Raw genomic sequence first — 19608 nt, 5'->3', positions numbered from 1 at the left:
CACCCGGCCCCTCTACCGCCCTGCGCTGGACACCACCCGCCATCCCGGCGGCCAGGACCATCGACGCCCGACCCGGGCCGCGCGAACACGCCACCACGTGAACTCCCCCTGCACGAACCCGACGACCCGACCACCCGCCCGAGGAGACTCGTCATGGCCACCCACCACGCGCACACCACCGGCTTCACCCACCGGCTCGGCATCACGTTCCGACGCACCTCCGTACACACCCCCCATGACGCCCCAGGCAGCGCCGTCATGACCGCCACCGCGGCCCGGACTCTCGCCGCCGCCCGGATCGGCCTCGGCTTCGTCTTCCTCTGGGCCTTCCTCGACAAGACGTTCGGGCTGGGCTACGCCACCAGGAGCGCGAAATCCTGGCTCGACGGCGGCTCCCCCACCAAGGGCTTCCTCGGCCACGTCTCCGCCGGCCCCCTCCAGTCCGCCTACCACCACATGGCAGGCCAGGTCTGGGCCGACTGGCTGTTCATGCTCGGCCTCCTCGGTATCGGCCTCGCCCTGATCAGCGGCACCGGACTTCGGATCGCCGCCGCGGGCGGCACCCTCCTGCTGGCTCTGATGTGGGCGGCCGAATGGCCACCCGCCCGCCACCTGGCCACCGGAGCCGCCAGCGGCTCCACCAACCCGGTCGCCGACTACCACCTCGTCTACGACCTGCTGCTCATCGCGCTCGCCGCCACGGGAGCCGGCGACACCTGGGGCCTCGGACACCGCTGGGCCGCACTCCCGGTCGTCCGCGACCACGCCTGGCTCCGCTGAACGCCCCGACAGCGCACCCGGCCGACCGCGCTCCACGGCGGTCGGCCGATCCGCATGCCCTCGCGGCGAACCCGCCCGCCCGCCGGCCGTAGGCGACCCAACGAGCCAGCGCGTCCTGGAGGTGCACCAGCTCCGCCTCCGTCAGGGAGTCCCTGATCTCCCGCTGGTCGAACAGCGCCCTCGTCACGTACGGGCCGGCTGGCAACGAACGACTCTCCAGCACGCGCGGGGCGGCGCCGCGGCCGCCACCGTTCTCGGCTCCGAGCCCTCGATCCCCACCACCACGGAGTGCGACATGTCGTGTCCTCTCTCGGTCCTACGGGACGCGGCCATCCGCGTCCCGCTGGTACAGCATCACGGCGCACCCCAGGGCCGTGGCGGCCGCGCAGCCCTGCCCCCGAGCCGAAGGTCCCGGCGGCGTGCGGGTGGTTCACGCGTCGGGTACCACCGCCACCGGGCAAACCGCATGATGCAGGACCGCATGGGCGACAGGGCCGAGCAAGCCGATCCGGACGGTGGGACGACGGCCGACCACCAGCAGGGCCGCCTTGGCCGACGCCTCCACCAGCGGCAGTCCGGGAGCCGCGCGCTCCGTCACCTCGACGACCTCGACGCCCGGATGCGCGGCTCTCCAGGGGGCGAGGGCTCGGGCGAGCAGCCCGGCCTCGCCGTCCCTTCCCCCAGCGGCCCGGTCAGCCACCGGAACGGCGGTGGCGTGCACGGCCCGCAACAGCAGGCCGTACCGTGCTGCAGCGGCGAACGCGAACTCCAACGCCGCCTCGGCGGGGCGGCGGGCGTCCACGCCCACCACCACCTGATCGCGCTGTTCCGGGCCCGCCGACTCGGCCGGGAGCAGCACAGTAGGGCAGCCGGCCCGGGCCGCGAGGTACAGGGCAGTGGACCCGACCCGCAGCCCGGCGAAGCCGCCGTCGCCGCGAGTCCCGACCACCAGCAGTTCGGCGTCCTCGGCGGCGGCGCAGAGCGCCGACGTGGCGACGTCCTGGATCTCCTCGGTGTGGAGGAGCGCTCCGGGGTGGCGCACGGCGAGGATGTGCTGCACCTCGTGCAGCAGGCCGCCCCCGTCGGACGGCAGTCCTGCCGCCCGGCCGGGCAGCGGGTGGGCCATCGGGGGCAGGGCGTGCAGGACGCGCAGCGGCCGGCCGCGCAGCAGCGCCTCGCGCGCGGCCCAGTCTGCGGCCGCCAGGCTCGCCTCGGAGGTGTCGATGCCGACGGTGACGGGCAGGTCCACGGTGGTTGTCTCCTCGATGACGGCCCCCCCTGATCCTCGGTCAGGAACCCTGGGTCCAGTCTGCGACCTCGGGGAGGTCGGTGCCGTGTTCGCGGATCCAGTCGTGGTGTCGGGCACGCTGGTCGGCCATCCGCCGCCGGACGGCGGCCGCCCGTACGGCGAGGCCGGGGGTGCGGTCGATGACGTCCATGACCAGGCGGTAGCGGTCGAGGTCACCGCCAGCGGGTCCTGCCCGGACACGTACAGGGGGTCTCGGCACCATCGTCACCGCCGGGACGCGATGGCGCACGGGGCCGGTCGGGGCACGTCGGGACCGGACGGACAGGACCTGTGGCCCTGCGTTCCCGGGCTGCCCGGCCCTGGGCCGGCGCCCCCCGAGGACGGAGGCTGGCGGAGCCTGCCGATCGGTGCAGGCGCGCCGCACGACGCCGCTCTCCGACACCCTGGACGGAACATGATCGACAGCACTCGCGAGACCAGGGCCTACCTGGTGGGAGGCGGGATCGCCTCGCTCGCCGCAGCCGCCTTCCTGATCCGGGACGGCGAGTTCCCCGGCACGAACATCCACGTCCTGGAGGAGCTCCCGCTCGCGGGCGGCTCGCTGGACGGGCGCGGCGCGGCCGAGCGGGGCTACGTCACCCGGGGCGGGCGGATGCTGGAGGAGGAGGCCTACACCTGCCTGTGGAACCTGCTGGAGACCATCCCCAGCCTGGACGACCCGGACACCAGCGTGCGCCAGGAGATCCTCGACTTCAACCAGGAGTGGCCGACGGATGCGAAGGCCCGTCTGATCGACCGGGAGCACCGCGTCCTCGACGCCTCCCAGCTCGGCCTGGACACCCGCGACCGGATCGAACTGGCCCGGCTGCTGGCGCTGCCGGAGTCGGTGATCGGTGCCCGCCGGATCGACGACTTCTTCTCCGAGCACTTCTTCGCCACGAACTTCTGGGCGATGTGGCGCACCACGTTCGCGTTCCAGAACTGGCACAGTGCGATCGAGCTCAAGCGCTACTTCCTGCGCTTCGTCCAGGAGTTCCCGCGCATCCACACCCTCTCCGGGGTCCGCCGCACGCGGCTCAACCAGTACGACTCGATCGTGCGCCCGCTCACCCGGTGGCTGGTCGAGCACGGTGTGCGGTTCGAGCACGGCGTTCGGGTCACCGATGTGGACTTCACCGAGAACGACGGGATCCGTCGCGCCCGGCGCCTTCACCTGGTCCGCGACGGCCGTCCGGAGAGCGTCGAACTCGCGGAGTCGGACCTGGCGCTGATCACGCTCGGCTCGATGACCGCGGACGCCGCCTACGGCGGTGACGACACCGTGCCCGAGCTGGTCCGGGACAAGCGCGACGGCGGATGGGCCCTGTGGGAGACGCTCTCCCGCAAGGCCCCCGACCTCGGCCGGCCCGCCGTCTTCAACGGCAACATCGCCGAAGCCGCCTGGGAGTCCTTCACCCTGACGATGCGCAGCCCCGCCCTGCTCAAGCGGATCGAGGAGTTCAGCGGCAACGCGCCCGGCACCGGCGCTCTCATGACCTTCAAGGACTCGCCGTGGCTGATGTCGATCGTCGTGCCTCGCCCGCCGCACTTCGACGGCCAGCCCGAGGACGTGTTCACCCTGTGGGGCTACGGGCTGTTCATCGACACCCCGGGCGAGCACACCGGCAAGGCCATGGCGGAGTCGACCGGCCGGGAGGTCCTGGACGAGTTGCTCGGCCTGCTCGGCTTCGACGACATCGCCGACGAGGTCCGCGAGACCACCGCCGTGACCACGGTGATGATGCCCTACATCACCAGCCAGTTCGCACGGCGCGGCGTCAGCGACCGTCCGCTGGTGATCCCGCACGGCGCCCGCAACTTCGCCTTCCTCGGGCAGTACGTGGAGATCCCCGAGGACGTGGTGTTCACCGTCGAGTACTCGGTACGCGGCGCCATGCACGCCGTCTACCGGCTGCTCGGCCTCGACAGGCCCGTCCCGCCGGTGCACCACGCCCTGCTCGATCCGAAGACGGCGTTCCAGGCCCTGAAGACCGCCTTCGGCTGAGCCCCGTCCCATTCCCAGGTGGCGGGGGAGTGCCGTGCCACCCGGCACTCCCCCGCCATCGCCCGAGAAACCGGAGCATTCCCCGCGAGCACATACGTACTGGCCGGCGTCGACGGCTCGCCCGAGAGCACCGCCGCGGCCCGCTGGGCTGCCGCCGAGGCGGCCTTCGACGCGGAACTGCTGGTCCTCGGTTCGCGGGGACTCGGGGGCTTCGCGGGCCTGCTGGTCGGATCGGTCGGCCTCGCCGTCGCCGGCTGGTGCGAGGTGTCGGCGATCTTCGTCCGCGCCGGGGAGTCCGAGCGGCCCGGCGGCCCCGATCGGCCCGAGGTGGTCGTCGGCGTCGACACCCGTGGCCCCTCCCCGGGCGTGGGGCCCCCGCCGCCTCCCCGGGGTGAGCGGTCCGTACGGCCGGCACCGGGTCCTTGCACCGGGTTCCGGAACGGCACGAGCCGGGGACGGTCTCACCCGTCCCGGGCCCCACGTCCTCCGCGCGGGTGTGATGAGGCCCCGGTTGAAGCGGTTCGCCCTCGGTTCGCCCGCCATGCCCCGAACTCGATCGCTCCCAAGGCCGTCAGAGAGCAGTGTCCTCTACCGTGCGGGTTTGCTCGTCGTTGCTGAGCAGTTGGTAGCCGACCAGGACCATCAGAACGGCGAGCAGGGCACTGGAGGTAACGGTGGTTCCCACCCCGAGTCCGCCCTGCACGACGGGCTTCTCCACCGCGTTCTCCGCGACCGCCCCGAGTGGGCGGGTCAGCACGTAGGCCGCCCAGAACAGCACGGTGCCCGAGACCGCGGTCAGATAGTGTGCGGCGAGGATCAGCAGCATCGCCCCGGAAAGCAGCAGAGCGCTGTCGCGGAAGCCGAGACCCAGACCGTTCGACAGGAAGTCACCGCTGGAGGTGCCCAGCGTGTTGGACACCAGGGTCGCGGTCCAGTACAGGATCTCGCCTTGGGTGGTGTCGATCCGTTCCACGTCCATGGTCTGCCCGGTCAACCGCCACCCGACGAGCACGGCGACCAGCAGGCTGGTCAGCACGGTCGCACCGCCGGCGTAGCCCAGGCCGAGCGTGCGGTTCATGAAGTCGGACATCGCGGTGCCCGCGATGCTGGTGGTCAGGATCACCGACCAGAACACCACCGGCTGGAACCGGTCGAACTTCAGCTGCACCGTCAGGGTGAGCCCGAATGCCACCAGGAAGATGATCGCGGCAGCGGCGTAGCCGAGGTGCAGCGGTGCCATCGACACGAAGTTCGATACCGACTCGCCCAGGGTGGTCGCCACGATCTTGATCGCCCAGAACAACGCGCCGACCCTCGGCAACTTGCTCACGGCGGCCCTGCTCACGGCAGTTCCCATACGCATCACCCACGAGGCCGATCGTTGGATCGCTGACAGCACCACCGGCGGTCCTGGGGTCGGCGTGCTGCCAGGTCCTCGTGTTGTGCCTGGTCACCGGTATATGCCGAGCCGTCACGGAACGCATGACTCGACGGCTCGGCAATCGGGTGTTTCAGGGCCGCCTGCGGTCGGCGTCGATCGGCGTCCTGGACGGGTGATGCCGCGTACTGCCACGTCGGGACCGGACACAGGCATCCCACCAGCAGCCGTCGGCCGAGGGCCCGGGCCGACCAGGTGATGGACGCCTCGCACGTCTACGTCGGCGCCTGCTGCCCATACCTCATCGCCGTCCCGACCGCTGCTCATCGGCCACCGCATCGCGGCCCCGGCCCCGCCCTCCAGCCGCCACGTCTCGTGCCGCGCGGCGCACCCACCGCTGACCAACGAACAGAGCCGGGGCCCGCGCAATCGTGCGCCGGCCCCGGCCCTGGTGGTAGCGGGGACAGGATTTGAACCTGCGACCTCTGGGTTATGAGCCCAGCGAGCTACCGAGCTGCTCCACCCCGCGTCGGTGAGATCACCCTAAGCGATGACCGCGCCAACACGAAATCGGTTTCCCGCGCGGGGCCGCCGGGCCAGCCCACACTGGACGCCCACGGTCGGTGGGCAGTGGCAGCATCAGCGGCTCGCCGCACGCGCCGGCGCGCTCCACATCGCAGTCCGGGCACTCGGCGGCCTCGGCCGTCGCCTCCTCACCCAGCTCCAGCTCGGAGCCCGGACGGCCGCCGAGCGGTCCCTTGCACGTCCAACACGGTGGCCGCGCTTCGCATGGGCCTCACGGGCGGCCCGCAGGACGTCCAGGAGCACGGCGTCTGGGCTGTGCGCCGTTCAGGATGCGGCCAGCTCTGCCTCTCTTCGCAGTCAGGACGCGCAGTCGCGGCAGATGGGCCGGCCGTTCCCGTCCTCGCCGGCGAGCTGGGCGCGGTGGTGGACCAGGAAGCAGGTCATGCAGGTGAACTCGTCCTGCTGAAGGGGCACAACCTGGACGGTCAGCTCCTCGCCGGACAGGTCGGCGCCCGGAAGCTCGAGGCCTTCGGCGGCCTCCGTGTCGACGTCGACCGCGGAGCCCTGCTTGTCATCACGCCGGCTTTTCAGTTCCTCGATACTGTCGTCGCTGGCGTCGTCGCCAGTGTTGCGCGGGGCGTCGTAGTCGGTTGCCAAGGCGTACCTTCTCATCAAGGGTCGGTTCCGGAAGGCGGGTCGTACCGCTTGCCCGGCCGGCGCAGTGCCGGCACGCCGCGAGTTTGAACGGGCCGGTCGCAAGGCCAGTACCGCGCCTGGGACCGACCCTACGCCGTCCTGGCCGCCGATCCCCACCCCGACGCCGGGCCCCGGCACAACGGCCGGCCGATGAGCCCCGAGGAACCTGCCGCGCTCCACCACGCCGCCTACACCAGGCAGGCCGCGGCCGACTGGGCGCGCCGGCAAGCCGCCCGCCGGGAGCACCGGCCGGCAGCGTCACCGCGTGCGGCCATCTCCTGGGAAGCGGCGATGAACGCCGCTCCCCGTCCGCGGAACCAGCTGAGGCGTAATGCGGCGTCCGGGGCGAGGCACTCTCGCATGAGGTCCCACCAGCCGCGGTCGCGGGCCCGGCGTTCCTGGAGGATCACCTGGGCCACGGCGGTGACGTCGTTCATGGTTGCTCCTGCCGGTTCACTGGGCCCACGGCGGCGCGAAGGTGACCCCGCCGGCGGTCGCCTTCATGCCGGCGCTGGTCACGGCCGTGAGCTTGGCGGGATTGTGTGGGCAGCCGTTGCGCAGTTGCAGGGTCGCGTGGGCGGGCCACGACGATCGCGTCGCCCGCCTCTGCGCGTACGTCCTCACCCGCGACCGTCGCCGAGACCTTGCCTTCGATGACCACGAAGACTTCCTCGCGGTCCATGCTGTGGGTCTCGCTGTGAACGCCGGGTGCCAGTTCCAGCGCCCAGATGGCCAGCTCAGTGCTGCCGCGGGAGGGGACGGCGAGCGGGCGGAAGGTGAAGAACGGCGCCCGCACACCACCGACAAACGGGCCCAGGTCCTCGGTTCAGCCCCGGCCGGCACCTGCTCGTGCTCGCCGGCGGTGAGGGCCGGGGACTGTTCGACGACCAGGTAGGTCGCCCCGAGCCGCCACCGCGCAGGAAGTGGCCGGGCCGACTTCCTGCGCGGCGACACGGCCGCGTCAGGCGATCCCTCAGGCCTGCCAGTGCGGCTTGCCGCTGACCATGCGGCAGGTGATCACCCGACCGTCGGCGTCGTGGGTGCTCCGGCCGAGGTCGGCGTCGCGGCAGAACTGGCCGGCCGCGTAGCAGTTGCCCGCGTTGGAGCGGATCTCGCAGCCGCCGCCCGCGGCCGCCGTCTGCTGCGGCCCCGGATCGGTCGGCGGCTGAGCCGTCGTCACCTTCGGCTGCGGTTGCGGCGCCTTGCTCGCGGACGGCTTGCCCGCGGGCGCCTGCGAGTGCGTGGCGGGCGGCACCGACGGCTGCGGAGCGGCCGCCGTCGGCCCGGCTGCCGAAGGCGTGGTCGTGGGCGCCGCAGCGGCCGGCATGGAGACGGCGGCCGTCGGCGAGGGCGACGCGGAGGCCTTGGCGCCACCATCGGCAGCCGACGGGTCGCAACCGGTCAGCGCCAGGCCGACGGTGAGGACGAATCCGGCGAAGACGGCCAGACCCGCGCCCCGACGACCGCCGTCGCGGCCTACGCGTATCCGTGAAGGCATGAGAGGAGAACGCTCCGTTCCGATTGGGTGAGGTGGGCGATTCAAGCAGAACTTCCTCACCGTCCATGCACGGATTGCACACTCGTTGGCAGATCGAGACCTATCGACTACTGAGCGTTGCCCCTCCCCGCCCGCCCCTCACCACCGCGGTCCAGCCGGGATCAGCCCGCGACCCGACCGCCCGTCATCGTCTGCATCGCCGGGCCGTCCAGGTCGGCCGGCTTGTCCTTGCATGTGCGCACACGCACACACAACGCCGGGAGCTGCCCGTGAAGCACCCCTCGGCCACAAACCCGGCTCCGCCCAGTCAAGATTTCCCCCACTTCCGGGCGCGCCGCGCCCAAGGGCGTGATCATGGGCGTATGCAGTTCCGGCACGGCCACCGAACAGAGGACGCCGCCCCAGGCGGAACCGGCACGCCCGCCACATCCGATCCCCGGTCCGCGGCGGCAGCGACGGCGGCCCTCACTGCGCACTCCGACGCCGTGACCGAGAGTGACGGTCCGGACCTGCTCCGCGACGTCCTCGTCGCCGCCCCCGTCGCGGTGGCCCTGCTCGACACCGACCTGCGCTGGCAGTATGCCAACCCCGCCTTCACCACCGTCACCGGCCTGCACCGCACCGACCTCCTCGGCCGCCCCGCCCGGGCCACCGCCTTCGCGGACGCCACCGCCGTCCTGCGCCGTGTGCTCGCCGACGGCCGGGACCGCGAACAGGTCACCGGAGGCCCCGACGCCCCGGGCGCCCCCGTGCCGCCCGGCCTGCGCGTGCGCTACCGGCCGCTGGAGCGCGCCGGGCGGACCGCCGGCGTGGTCGTGGTCGTCCTCGACGACCCCGGACCGGCCCGCGAGCAGCTGCACGAACTCGAACAGGCCCGCGCCCGGCTCGTACTCCTCGACACGGCCGCCGAGCAGATCGGCACCACCCTCGACGTCGACACCACGTGCGCCGAGCTCGCCGCCTTCGCCGTGCCCCGGCTCGCCGAACTCGTCACCGTCGACGTCCTGCCGCCCGAGGCCACCGCCGCCCGGGCCCGCCGCGGCGGCGCCCAGCGCCTGCACCGCGCCGCCGCCGGGTCCGTCCCCCGGCTGCACACCGCCCTCGCCGAGCTGGCCCGCCCGGGCGAGTCCGTCCGCCACCGCGAGGGCTCTCCCGGCGCGCGCAGCCTCGCGAGCGGCGTCGCCGTCCTCACGGACGGAGCGGACCTCGGCCCCGGCCTCGCCTCACTGCTCGTGCTGCCGCTGGCCGCCCGCGGACAGGTGATCGGGCTGCTCACCCTCGGCCGCACCGATGCCGTGCCCGCCTTCACCCCGGACGAGGCCGCGCTGCTCGCCGACCTCGCCGGCCGCGCCGCCACCAGCATCGACAACGCCCGCCGCCACACCCACACCCAGGGCATCGCCCTCGAACTCCAGCACGCCCTGCTCGACGAACCCGGCAACCCGCACCAGAACCTCGGCCTCGCCTTCCGCTACCTGCCCTCGGGCACCACCTCGGTGGTCGGCGGCGACTGGTACGAGACCGTCCGGCTTTCGTTCGGGCGCACGCTGCTCGTCATGGGCGACGTCATGGGCCACGGCGTGGAGGCGGCGGTGGACATGAGCCACTACCGGTCCACCCTGCGGGACGTCGCCGGGATGGACCTGCCGCCGCACCGTATCCTGCGCCAGCTCGACACCGTCATCTCCGCCGACGACACCGCCCGGCCCGCGACCTGCCTCCTGGTGCTGGCCGACCCCAGCCGCGGCCGGTGGACGCTCTCCAGCGCGGGCCACCTGCCGCCCGCCCTCATCACCCCGGGCCGCCCCACCGAGCTCCTGCAGGTCCCCACCGGCCCGCCCCTCGGCACCGGCCTCGGCGACTACGAGCAGACCACCCACCTGCTCACCCCCGGCCAGACCCTCCTGCTCTACACGGACGGCCTGGTCGAACGACGCGACGAGGACATCGACGTCTCGCTCGCGCGGCTCGCCGGCCTCCGCCTCCCCGCCGAGGGTGAACTGGACGACCTCCTCGACGCCCTCCTCCACTCGCTCGCCCCGACGCCGGCCGAAGACGACATCGCCCTCCTCGCCGCCCGGCCCCGGCCCCGCTGACCGCCCGGCCGGCGACGCCGGGCGGTCAGCGGGGCCGGGCCCTGAAGGAGCGCCCTACGCCTTCGCGAGTGCCTGCTCCAGGTCCGCCCACAGGTCCTCGGGGTGCTCGATGCCGACCGCGACCCGGACCGTCCCCGGGCCGATCCCGGCCGCCGCCAACTCGGCGTCGGACAGCTGCCGGTGGGACGTACTGGCCGGATGCAGCACCAGCGTGTGGACACCGCCCAGCGACGGCGCGAGCGATGCCACGCGGACGGACTCCGTGAACGCGCGCGCCGCCTCCCGCCCGCCCACGAGGTCGAAGGCGAGGACGCCGCCGTGCCCCTCGGGCAACAGCCGCAGGGCGAGCGCGTGGTCGGGGTGGGCCGGCAGGCCCGGGTAGTGGACGGCGGTCACCGCCGGGTGCGCGGCGAGGCGACCGGCCAGGTCGAGGGCGGTGTCGCAGTGGCGGCGGACCCGCAGCGCGAGGGTCTGGAGGCCGCGCAGGGTGAGCCAGGCGGCGAACGGGTCGGCGGTGGCGCCGAGTTCGATCGCGTGGTGCCACACCTTCCGGTGCAGTTCCGCGTCGGCGAAGACGGCGAGCCCGGCCAGGACGTCCGAGTGCCCGCCGAGGTACTTGGTGGCCGAGTGGATCACGATGTCCGCGCCGTGCTCGATCGGCCGGCACAGCAGCGGTGTCGCGAAGGTGTTGTCCACGACGGTGACGACCCCCGCCGCCTTCGCCGCGCCGATCAGGCCGGACAGGTCGGTGACCCTCGTCGTCGGGTTGGAGATCGTCTCCAGGTGCAGCAGCCGCGTGTTGGGCCGCAGGGCCGCCGTCACCTCGGCCGGGTCGTCGCCCCGGACGTGGGTGACCTCGACGCCCCAGCGCTCGGCGAGGTCGGCCAGCATCGCGAACGTCCCGCCGTACAGGCTGCGTTGGGCGATCACGTGGTCCCCGGAGCGGAGCAGGGCGAGCAGCACGGTGTTGATGGCGCCCATCCCGGAGGCGGTGGCGAGCGCGCCCGTCCCGCCCTCCAGCCCGGCGACGGCCTCCTCCAGCGAACGGACCGTCGGATTGCCGTACCGGTTGTAGAAGAACGCGCCGCCGGGGCCGTCGAAGGCCGCCACGAGGGCGTCGCTGGTGTCGAAGGCGAACAGGTGGCTCTGGTGGAGCGGCACGCCCATCGGGCGGCTGCCGTTCACCTCCGCGACGGGTGGGTGGACGATCCGGCTCTCGGGGCGCAGGGTGCGGTCGAAGTCGCTGTCGAAGTCGCTCATGCCCGCCATCCTCGGGCCGGACGGCCGCGCCGCCCAGGGCCAATTGCGGTCAACTGGCCCCGGACGGCGCGGCGCGGACTCGTCCGGAGGCTCAGCGGCGGCGGCTGAAGATCCGCTTCACGAGGTAGATGATGCCGATGATCAGCAGCACGAAGAACAGGATGATCAGGATGATCACGACCAGTAGGAACTTGCCGAGCTTGGCGAAGAACCCGGACTTCTTCTTCTGCTGGGTCTGCGGCGCCGCCAGGTGCGCGGCCGCCCCCGACCGGTCGACGGCCCCCACGGCCGCGACGGCGGGCGCGGCCGGTCCGGCGGCGCCCGCCGTCGCGGCCGTGGTCCGGGCGGCCGTGGTCTGGGCGACCGCCGCCGCGCGGGGTGCGGCCGTCGCGGACGCGCTCGACGCCACGGCGGTGAGGCCGACGGCGGCCAGCAGTGCCACCAGGGCGCCGGCGATCGAACGTGCGATCCGGTGAGTCATCGTGCTCCTCGTACTTCGGCACCCGGGTCCTGCCCGGGCGTCAACCATGGAGGATGACGACGTGCCGGGCCGCCCGGGTTCCCGCCGCCGGCCGGAAATCGCGGGAGCGCGCCGCGGAGCGAACCCGGGAGCGCGCCTCGTCACCCCCCGACGTCACCGCCTGGTCCCGCAGGACGGACAGAACGCGGCGCCGTCCGGCACCTCCTTGTGGCAGCTCGTGCACTCCGCCGGCTGCGCGAGCCGGTGCCCGCAGCCCGGGCAGAACGGCGTGCCGTGTGTCTCCGCCGAGCACTGCGGGCAGACCAGCTGTCGCCGCGCGTTCACGTCGAACTCCGCGCCGGACTGCTGGCCGACGCTGTAGGCGCGCTCGGAGACCACGTCGTTGAGGCCGCGCCGCTGCGCCGCCATCGCCTCGGCGGCGGTGTCCGGGGCGCAGTTGTGGCACAGGCCCTGGGCCGGGTCGAAGCAGCGGCCGCAGACGTAGGTGGTGCAGCGGGCGCAGCGGTTGAAGTGCGTCTGGGCGTTGGTGATCGCGCGCTGGAACGCGGCGTCGCGCGCGCTGCCCCAGGTGTGCCCGGCCAGGCCGTCGGCGGCGTTGCTGATGGTGTTGGCGTTGCCGCCGATGAGGTTCCAGGCGGCGCTGACGCCCTTGCCGATCCACCCGGCCACCTGGCCGGTGGTGAACGCCTCGAACGGCGAGCGCCAGGTGTCGGAGCAGCGGTAGCAGTAGAACTCGAACTGGAAGCCCGCGCCCGTGCCGTACTGCTCGCACATGTCGCGGTAGTTGCTGCTGAAGTAGATCTCGGAACTCACGTCGTCCCCGGGTGGTGAAGAAATGGCAGGTGGGCGGTCCTCACGTCGACCGCGCCCGGAGGGACGTTCGCACGACCTGGGCCGGTTCCGCCAGGTCCCGCAGGACAGTTGAGTCACGAACGGGACCGAACCGGGACATTCGCGGGGCCGGGATCCACCCGGCCGGGCCCGTCACAGCCCCGCGACCGGGAGCAGCACCACGCGCGACGGGTCGAACCGCTCCCAGGAGGCCGGATGGCCGCTGCGGGTGACCCGCAGCCGGCACCAGCGGTCACCGCCCGCGTCCTGCCACCAGCCGCTGATCCGCCCGAGCGCCCAGGAGCCGTCCGCGAGGTGCACCTCGACCGGCTGGTACACCCACTGGACGTCCGGCTCCGCCGGTTCCCCGCCGTCCACGGCACTGCGCCGACTCTCCACCACGGTTCCGCCTCCCGGCCCGGACTTGGCCGTCGGCCTCCCCGGGTCGGGCGGCCACGCGACCAGGCGTGCAGCTCACCCGTCGAACTCTACAGGCGTGTAGAGCGGCGCGGGCGGGGTTCCGGGGCCCCGTTCCGAGCCCGCCTCAGTCCTGGCGGCGGGCCCGGCGACGGCGCCGCCACAGCGTCAGCGGCACGGCTGCGACCAGCGCCGCCGCAGCCGGGGCGGACGGCGCCTCCAGCGGGGACTGCGCGGCGAGCCCCTTCTGGTCGAAGGTGTCGGGCACCGGCAGCGTGCTCCAGTGCGCGATCGGCCAGGCCACCACGAAGGCCCGGCCGACGACGTTGTCCACCGGGACGAAGCCGTCGCCGGTCTCGTTGTGGTGCGGCCGGGAGTCGCGCGAGTTGTTCCGGTGGTCGCCCATCACCCACAGGTGGTCCTTGGGGACGGTCACGGTGCCGACCGGGTCGTTGTCGCAGGGCGTGGAGCCGGGGAAGATGTACGGTTCGTCCAGCGCGACCCCGTTGACCTTCACCGGGCTGCCCTTCTTGCACTCGATGGTGTCCCCGCCGACCGCGATCACCCGCTTGATCAGGTCCTTCTCGTCCGCCGAGGGCATCAGGCCGACGGTGCTCAGCACCTTCTGGACGGTGCCCGTCACCGAGCCGCCCGACTGCGCGGGCGGGCCCTCCAGCCAGCCGCCCGGGTCGCGGAAGACGACCACCTCGCCGCGTTCGGGCTTCGCGCCGAACCAGGGGGTGAACTTGTCGACGAGCACCCGGTCGCCGATGTCGAGGGTCTGTTCCATCGAGCCGGACGGGATCGAGAAGGCCTGGACGAAGAAGGTCTTGATGCCGAGCGAGAGCAGCAGGGCGATCACCAGGAGTATCGGCAGCTCCTGCCAGAAGGGCCGCTTCTTCCTCTCCTTGCCCTTGCCCTTGCCCTCGTTCTCCTTGCCCCCCGGGTCCTCCGCCGCCCCACCGCTGTCACCGGTCTCCGTGCTCTGCTGGACACTCATCTCCTCGGCCCCTCCCGACGGCCTGCGGGAGCCCGGAACGGAAACCCCCCGCTGTCAGGAAACGAACCTACCGAACAGAGGTTCCCGGGCGTGCCCTGACGTGGATGCGCTCGCCCTGCGGCCCGAACAGGCTGAGGAACTCCACCGGCTGCGGACCGGCGTTCCCGAACGCGTGCGGGGTGCGGGTGTCGAACTCCGCGGCCTCCCCGGCGCCGAGTACGAGGTCGTGCGGCCCGAGCAGCAGGCGCAGCCGCCCGGACAGCACGTACAGCCACTCGTAGCCCTCGTGCACCTTCAACTCCACCCCGGGTCCGGCCCCGTGCCCCGGCGGCATGACGTGCTTGTACGCGTGCAGCCCGCCCAGGTGCCGGGTGAGCGGCACGATGGTCTGCCCGTTCCTGGTCACCGGCCGCGGGTGGATCCGCGGATCCCCGGTGGCCGGTGCCCCGACCAGCTCGTCCAGCGGCACCCGGTACTCGCGCGCCAGCGGCAGCAGCAGCTCCAGCGTCGGCTTCCGCTGCCCCGACTCCAGCCGCGACAGCGTGCTGAGCGAGATCCCGGTGGCCGCCGCCAGCTTGGCCAGCGTCGTCCCCCGCTCCCGCCGCAGCGCCCGCAGCCGGGGCCCCACCGTGTTCAGGACATTCTCGAAATCCGCGTCGTCGCCCATACCCGCCATTCGCCGCCACGGCAACCCCGCTTGTCAAACCGGCACAGCGGACAGTCATCGGATCGTCAGCGGATCTCCTCGCACGACCACGCCGAGGGGCCCGGTGACGGTTCGTCCGTCACCGGGCCCCGCTCCGGGCGCTACCGGTACTCGCGCAGGCGGGGGCGCACGCCGACGGCGACCAGGAGGAGTGCTGCGGCCAGGACCGCCGCGCCCAGGGCCGCGGTGGTGCCGTCGAGGGAGTCGTCGGTGTCGGCGACGGCCGCGTCCATGGCGTGCGAATTGACGTCGATGGTGTCGCCCATCGCCTTGCTCAGCTGGTCGAACTCGTAGTTGGACTGGCCCTGCGAGAGGCCCGTGTTGAGCGTCACCGCCTCCTTGAGCCGGCCGGCGTCGTGCAGCTCGCGGATCTTGTGGTCCACCTGCTGGTAGGACAGGAACGCGGTCAGCACCCGCTCGACGGCGTCGCGCTCGCCGGGGAAGGTGATGTTGCTCAGCTCCGTCCCGAGGTAGCCCCCGAACGGTACCGAGCGGTCGGCGTGGTGCTTGGCGATGGCGGCCGCGAGCCGGCCGTTGTAGCCGGAGATGGTCGCGCCGTCGAGGCGGGCGATCGACTGGGTCTTCTCCAGGTAGGTCCGCTCGTACGTGGCCGCGAGCACCGGGTCGGTGAGGTAGCGGCTCTCGTCGGCGTTCATGTCGAAGGCGACGGCGCGGGCGCGACTGAGCGCGATCACCGAGTCGTAGGCGTTGCTCTTGGCCGTCACCAGGTTGTCGTCCGACTTGGAGACGAGGTGCAGGCCGATCCCGAGGACGATGCCGGTGAGCAGGGTGACGGCCGCCAGCGCCGGGTTGACGACGCGGCGGTAGCGCACGGTCAGCGTCCGCTGGAGCGCGAGCAGCACGACGAGCGTGAACAGGCCGACGACGGCCAGCTCCCACCAACCGCCGCTCAGTGCGGAGCGCTGCTGGGAGTAGACGTGGTCGACGACCGCCTCGTTGGCGGCGGTGACCTGGTCGGCGGCCGGGAGCAGCTGCCGGCGCAGCAGGTCGGTGGCCTGCCGGTAGGCCGCCAGAGCGTCTTCGGAGGGCTTGCCGGCCGGGGCCTTGGCCTGGTCCTCCAGCAACTGGGCGCGGGCCACCAGGGCCTCGTAGCTGCCGAGTTCGCCGAGCACGCGCTGGACGGCGTGCTGCGAGGCCGGGTCGGCGCCGGCGGCCTGGGCGGCCTGCTGGAGGTCGTCGTCGGCCTGGGCGCGGCGCTGCTCGTAGGTGTCCAGGGTGGTCTTGTGCAGCGCCGTGTAGTCGGGATCGGCGCCGATCAGGAGCAGGTTGGCGGCCTGGGCGTCCATGTCGCTGAGCGCGAAGTAGAGGTCGGCCGCGCGGGCCGCCTGCGGGGCGGCGTTGTGGCCGATGGTGTCGGTGCCGTCGCGGGCGCCACCGAGGACGCTGGTGGCGGTGGCGCCGAGGCCCAGCAGGGTGGCGAGGCTCAGCGCGGTGAGGCCGCGGACGAGGCGCGGGGTGGTCCAGTAGGCCCGGCCGCCGACCCGGCGGACGCCCTGCGCCAGGCGGGGGCCGAGGCCGGTCGGGAGGTGGTGCGGGACGCGGGGGGCGGTGGGTCCCGGCGGCGCCGGCGCCGGGCTCGCCCCTCCCGGATCGGCCCCTGCTGGGGCGCCCTCCCCCGACGTGGCCGTTCTGCCCGTAGCCGCCGTGGTCATGACCGCACGTCCTTTTCCCCGTTGCGGGTCCGCGGGAGCCTCGTCGTGGGGCCTTCGCGGAACCGTTTCTCTCCGCCGAGCGACGCTGTTTCGCGCCGTCGACGATGAGACGCCTCCGGATGCCTCCTTGGCAGCACCGGACGCCGATCTTGACGAGTTCTTAGCGCCGTCTCTCGACGCGGGCTGCGCACAGGCTGCGTGCAGCCCGGGTGCGGGAGATCGGGTGGCGGAGGCGGGAGCGGGGCGAAACGTCCCCGGGGTCCCCGCACCGAGCCACGCGCGAGCCGGCCCGTCGCCGCTCATCCCGGCGTCAACCGGACCACCAGGCGCGCGCGTTCACCGCCGCGACCCGACTACGCGCACACCACCTCCCAACTACGCTACGTGTCATGACTTCCATGGAGAGGGCCCCCGGGCGGGGCACGGCGGTGGTGATCGGCGGCGGACTCGCCGGAACGGTGGCGGCCTGGGCGCTGCGCGGCTACGCCGAGCGGATCGTGGTGGTGGAGCGGGACCGCTATCCGGCGGAGCCGGACTTCCGCGCCGGCGTCCCGCAGGGGCGGCACGCGCACCTGGTGCTGGAGGCCGGACACCGGGCGCTGGAGGAGATGATGCCCGGAATCAAGCAGGAGTTGACGGACGCGGGTGCCTCGCACGTCGCCACGTCGGGTGAGCTGCGCTGGCTCAGTTCGGCCGGCTGGATGGCCGACTACCCCGCGGAGATGGCCTTCCTCTCGTGCACCCGCCCGGTGCTGGACAAGATGGTGCTGGACCGGGTCCGGGCCGACGCGTCGATCGAGTTCCTGGAGGGCACCGAGGTGGTCGGCCTGCTCGGCTCGGCGCACGCGGTGACCGGCGTCAAGGTTCGCGAGCGCGGCCCGGAGCGCGGCGAAGTCCGGGACATCCCGGCCGAGTTGGTCGTCGACGCAGCGGGCCGCTCGTCCTCGCTGCCGGGCTGGCTGGCGGAGCTCGGCTGCCCGGCGGTGCCCGAGGAGCGGGTGGACGCGGGCGTCGCCTACACCTCCCGGCTGTTCCACCGTCCGGCCGGCGCCGAAGACCTCGGCTGCAAAGCGATCTACCTGCAGACCAAGGCCCCCGACGCCCCCCGCCTGGGGGTGCTGCTCCCGGTCGAGGGCAACCGCTGGATCGTCAGCCTGGCCGGCATGCGCGGCGCCGAACCCGAGCCGGGCGAGGCCGGGTTCGACCGGCAGCTGACCCTCCTGCGCGACCCGAGCCTGCGCGAGGCGCTGCGCGACGCCGAACCGGCGGGCGAGGTGCGCGGCTTCGTCCCCGGCCCGGGCGTGCGGCGCCACTACGAGCGCCGCTCCCCGGAGGGCCTGGTCGTGGTCGGAGACGCCGCCTGCACCTTCAACCCGGTGTACGGACAGGGCATCACGGTCTCGCTGTTCAACGCCAAGGCACTGCGCCGCGCGGCACTGCGGCACGGCGGCATCGGCCATGCGACCGCACGCGACGCCCGGCGCGAGGTGGCGGCGGTGTCCAAGAACGCGTGGGCGATGTCCTGCACCGAGGACGTCCGCTTCGCCGCGACCACCGGCGGCCCGTCCGGCGCCATGCTGAAGGTGCAGCACGCCTTCCTGGACAAGGTCCTCGCCGCCGCGACCCGCAACCCGGCGGTCACGGCGGCCTTCCACGAGGTGATGTCGCTGGTCTCGCCGCCGACGATGCTGTTCCGCCCGGCGCTGCTCGCCGCGATCCTGCGGAGCTGAGTCCCGCGGGGGGCTGAGCCGAGCCACTGCCGAGCCGGTCACCACGGGGCCAGTCACCACGGGGCCGGTCAGCGCGGAGGCGGTCACCACGGAGGCGGTCAGCGCGGAGCCAGGCTCAGGACCGCAGGTGCGCTGCGACGTACGGGACGGCGACCTGGTCCACCCCTCGCGTCCGGCCGAAGGCCGGGTGGACATTGACCTCGAAGACCACGCCGCCGCTCTCGGCGGCGAGGTCGACGCCCGCGAACGGGAGGCCGAGGGACTTCGTCGCCGAGACCGCCAACTCCGCGAGACCCGGCGGAAGTCCGTCCGCCTCCAGCAGGGTCGAAACGGCCCCCCGGCACTCGTTGCACGGCGCGTCGGCGTCCGGCTGGACGTGCTCCGTCGCGCGGACGACCCGGCCGCCGAGGACGACCACCCGGTACTGGTGGCGCTGCCCGTCGGCGGTGAAGTTCCGGGCGTCCCCGGCGATCAGCCAGTCCGCGCCGAAGCCCGCGTAGTGCTGCGCGGCGGCGGCGAGTTGGGCGTGGGTGGTGACGTGGAAGACGTCGTCACCGCCCATGCCGACGCACGGCCGGGCCCAGACGTCGCCGCCGAGCCGTTCGAAGGCCTCGGCGGCGGCCTCCGGGCTCGGCCGGGACAGCGCGACCGTCGGCATGTGCGGCACGCCGTCGCGGGTGAAGCACGCGACGGTGACGTCCTTCTCGGTGGCCGCGCGCCAGGCCTCGGCGTCGGTGCCGAGCGAACGGACGCCGTGTGCGCGCAGCAGCCGCTGACAGTGCGCGAACGCGCGGCGCCGGTGCGGCGGGATCTCGTAGACGACCACGGTGTCCGTGGTCACGACGCGTCCCCCTGCTTCCAACCGCACCGCTCCGACACCCTCGACCTCGATGCGGCCGGTGCCGCCGCACCCGTCGGCGCCGTCCGTCATGAAGTGCCGCGCGTCCACCAGGACGGGCTCGCGGCCGGTCAGCCTCCGGACGGCCGTGGCCATCGCGTCCCGGGTGCCCTCGGTCGAGCTGTGGTCGGTCAGAAGAACGATGTCTCGTCGGCCCATGCGGCCATGGAAGCGATGCGCATCCGCGCCCGGCAAGGACGCCTCGCGCGCCATCCGCGTGACGCCCTGGCCGAAATCACATGCGCCGGTGACGGAACGGCCGCGCGCTGTCGGCCGCACACTGCCGACCGCGTGCCGTAATTCGGATGCGACCCCCACCCGCCCCCGGTACCCTCGGCCGCATGTC

Annotated in this window: 19 protein-coding genes, 1 tRNA gene and 1 pseudogene; 5 read left to right on the top strand and 16 right to left on the bottom strand. The window is 73.2% G+C overall.

Features of this window, described 5'->3' with window-relative positions; all coding sequences use genetic code 11:
* Window positions 1-153 precede the first annotated feature (153 nt).
* Complete coding sequence (locus ACWCXH_RS07230) at window positions 154-780, top strand: hypothetical protein (protein WP_449800349.1); 627 nt, start codon at window positions 154-156, stop codon at window positions 778-780.
* 430 nt (window positions 781-1210) lie between these two features.
* Here the strand turns inward: ACWCXH_RS07230 and ACWCXH_RS07225 are convergent, their stop codons facing one another.
* The gene (locus ACWCXH_RS07225) at window positions 1211-2029 is read right to left on the bottom strand and encodes a universal stress protein (protein ID WP_449800348.1); all 819 of its coding nucleotides are present in this window, start codon (window positions 2027-2029) and stop codon (window positions 1211-1213) included.
* 40 nt (window positions 2030-2069) lie between these two features.
* A pseudogene (locus ACWCXH_RS07220) lies at window positions 2070-2243 on the bottom strand (phosphoketolase family protein); the annotation flags it as partial.
* Between the two features lie 240 nt (window positions 2244-2483).
* On the opposite strand from ACWCXH_RS07220, the gene ACWCXH_RS07215 reads away from it, so the two are divergent.
* Entirely contained in the window at window positions 2484-4073 is a 1590-nt protein-coding gene (locus ACWCXH_RS07215; RefSeq protein WP_449800347.1) for an oleate hydratase, read from the top strand.
* Between the two features lie 18 nt (window positions 4074-4091).
* Complete coding sequence (locus ACWCXH_RS07210) at window positions 4092-4691, top strand: universal stress protein (protein WP_449800346.1); 600 nt, start codon at window positions 4092-4094, stop codon at window positions 4689-4691.
* On the opposite strand, the gene ACWCXH_RS07205 is transcribed toward ACWCXH_RS07210, so the two are convergent.
* From ACWCXH_RS07205 to ACWCXH_RS07180, 6 genes are all read right to left on the bottom strand, one after another.
* Window positions 4645-5403, bottom strand: coding sequence for a COG4705 family protein (locus tag ACWCXH_RS07205; RefSeq protein WP_449800345.1), 759 nt, complete (start codon window positions 5401-5403; stop codon window positions 4645-4647). The genes ACWCXH_RS07210 and ACWCXH_RS07205 overlap by 47 nt on opposite strands.
* Before the next feature lie 500 nt (window positions 5404-5903).
* Window positions 5904-5980: transfer RNA gene (locus ACWCXH_RS07200), tRNA-Met, on the bottom strand.
* A gap of 353 nt (window positions 5981-6333) precedes the next feature.
* Window positions 6334-6633 (bottom strand): DUF4193 domain-containing protein, encoded by a 300-nt coding sequence (locus ACWCXH_RS07195; protein WP_449800344.1) that lies wholly within the window; start codon window positions 6631-6633, stop codon window positions 6334-6336.
* A 227-nt stretch (window positions 6634-6860) separates the two neighbouring features.
* Window positions 6861-7109: a hypothetical protein gene (locus tag ACWCXH_RS07190; protein ID WP_449800343.1), complete on the bottom strand. Its 249-nt coding sequence runs from the start codon at window positions 7107-7109 to the stop codon at window positions 6861-6863.
* Window positions 7106-7468 (bottom strand): cupin domain-containing protein, encoded by a 363-nt coding sequence (locus ACWCXH_RS07185; RefSeq protein WP_449800342.1) that lies wholly within the window; start codon window positions 7466-7468, stop codon window positions 7106-7108. Before ACWCXH_RS07185 ends, ACWCXH_RS07190 begins: the two co-directional genes overlap by 4 nt.
* Window positions 7469-7645: 177 nt before the next feature.
* A complete protein-coding gene (locus tag ACWCXH_RS07180; RefSeq protein ID WP_449800341.1) occupies window positions 7646-8170 on the bottom strand; it encodes a hypothetical protein in 525 nt (174 codons plus the stop codon).
* 485 nt (window positions 8171-8655) lie between these two features.
* Between ACWCXH_RS07180 and ACWCXH_RS07175 the strand changes: the two genes are divergently transcribed.
* Complete coding sequence (locus ACWCXH_RS07175; protein WP_449800340.1) at window positions 8656-10266, top strand: SpoIIE family protein phosphatase; 1611 nt, start codon at window positions 8656-8658, stop codon at window positions 10264-10266.
* Window positions 10267-10320: 54 nt separating this feature from the next.
* Here the strand turns inward: ACWCXH_RS07175 and ACWCXH_RS07170 are convergent, their stop codons facing one another.
* The 7 genes from ACWCXH_RS07170 to ACWCXH_RS07140 form a co-directional block, all read right to left on the bottom strand.
* Window positions 10321-11526 (bottom strand): trans-sulfuration enzyme family protein, encoded by a 1206-nt coding sequence (locus ACWCXH_RS07170; protein WP_449800339.1) that lies wholly within the window; start codon window positions 11524-11526, stop codon window positions 10321-10323.
* A 91-nt stretch (window positions 11527-11617) separates the two neighbouring features.
* Entirely contained in the window at window positions 11618-12007 is a 390-nt protein-coding gene (locus ACWCXH_RS07165) for a hypothetical protein (RefSeq protein WP_449800338.1), read from the bottom strand.
* Between the two features lie 153 nt (window positions 12008-12160).
* Entirely contained in the window at window positions 12161-12820 is a 660-nt protein-coding gene (locus ACWCXH_RS07160; RefSeq protein ID WP_449800337.1) for a double zinc ribbon domain-containing protein, read from the bottom strand.
* Window positions 12821-12991: 171 nt separating this feature from the next.
* A complete protein-coding gene (locus ACWCXH_RS07155; protein WP_449800336.1) occupies window positions 12992-13240 on the bottom strand; it encodes a hypothetical protein in 249 nt (82 codons plus the stop codon).
* A gap of 142 nt (window positions 13241-13382) precedes the next feature.
* Window positions 13383-14255, bottom strand: a complete 873-nt coding sequence (gene lepB / locus ACWCXH_RS07150; RefSeq protein WP_449800335.1) for a signal peptidase I — start codon at window positions 14253-14255, stop codon at window positions 13383-13385.
* Between the two features lie 67 nt (window positions 14256-14322).
* A complete protein-coding gene (locus ACWCXH_RS07145) occupies window positions 14323-14922 on the bottom strand; it encodes a helix-turn-helix domain-containing protein (RefSeq protein ID WP_449800334.1) in 600 nt (199 codons plus the stop codon).
* A 140-nt stretch (window positions 14923-15062) separates the two neighbouring features.
* Complete coding sequence (locus ACWCXH_RS07140; protein WP_449800333.1) at window positions 15063-16634, bottom strand: hypothetical protein; 1572 nt, start codon at window positions 16632-16634, stop codon at window positions 15063-15065.
* A 389-nt stretch (window positions 16635-17023) separates the two neighbouring features.
* Between ACWCXH_RS07140 and ACWCXH_RS07135 the strand changes: the two genes are divergently transcribed.
* Window positions 17024-18364, top strand: coding sequence for an NAD(P)/FAD-dependent oxidoreductase (locus tag ACWCXH_RS07135; RefSeq protein ID WP_449800332.1), 1341 nt, complete (start codon window positions 17024-17026; stop codon window positions 18362-18364).
* Window positions 18365-18479: 115 nt separating this feature from the next.
* On the opposite strand, the gene ACWCXH_RS07130 is transcribed toward ACWCXH_RS07135, so the two are convergent.
* Window positions 18480-19421, bottom strand: a complete 942-nt coding sequence (locus ACWCXH_RS07130) for an ATP-grasp domain-containing protein (RefSeq protein WP_449800331.1) — start codon at window positions 19419-19421, stop codon at window positions 18480-18482.
* Between the last annotated feature and the right edge of the window lie 187 nt (window positions 19422-19608).

It is taken from the genome of Kitasatospora sp. NPDC001660 (assembly GCF_053596725.1).
Note: the sequence above shows the minus strand (reverse complement) of the source record. Positions and strands in the feature narration are given on the sequence as shown.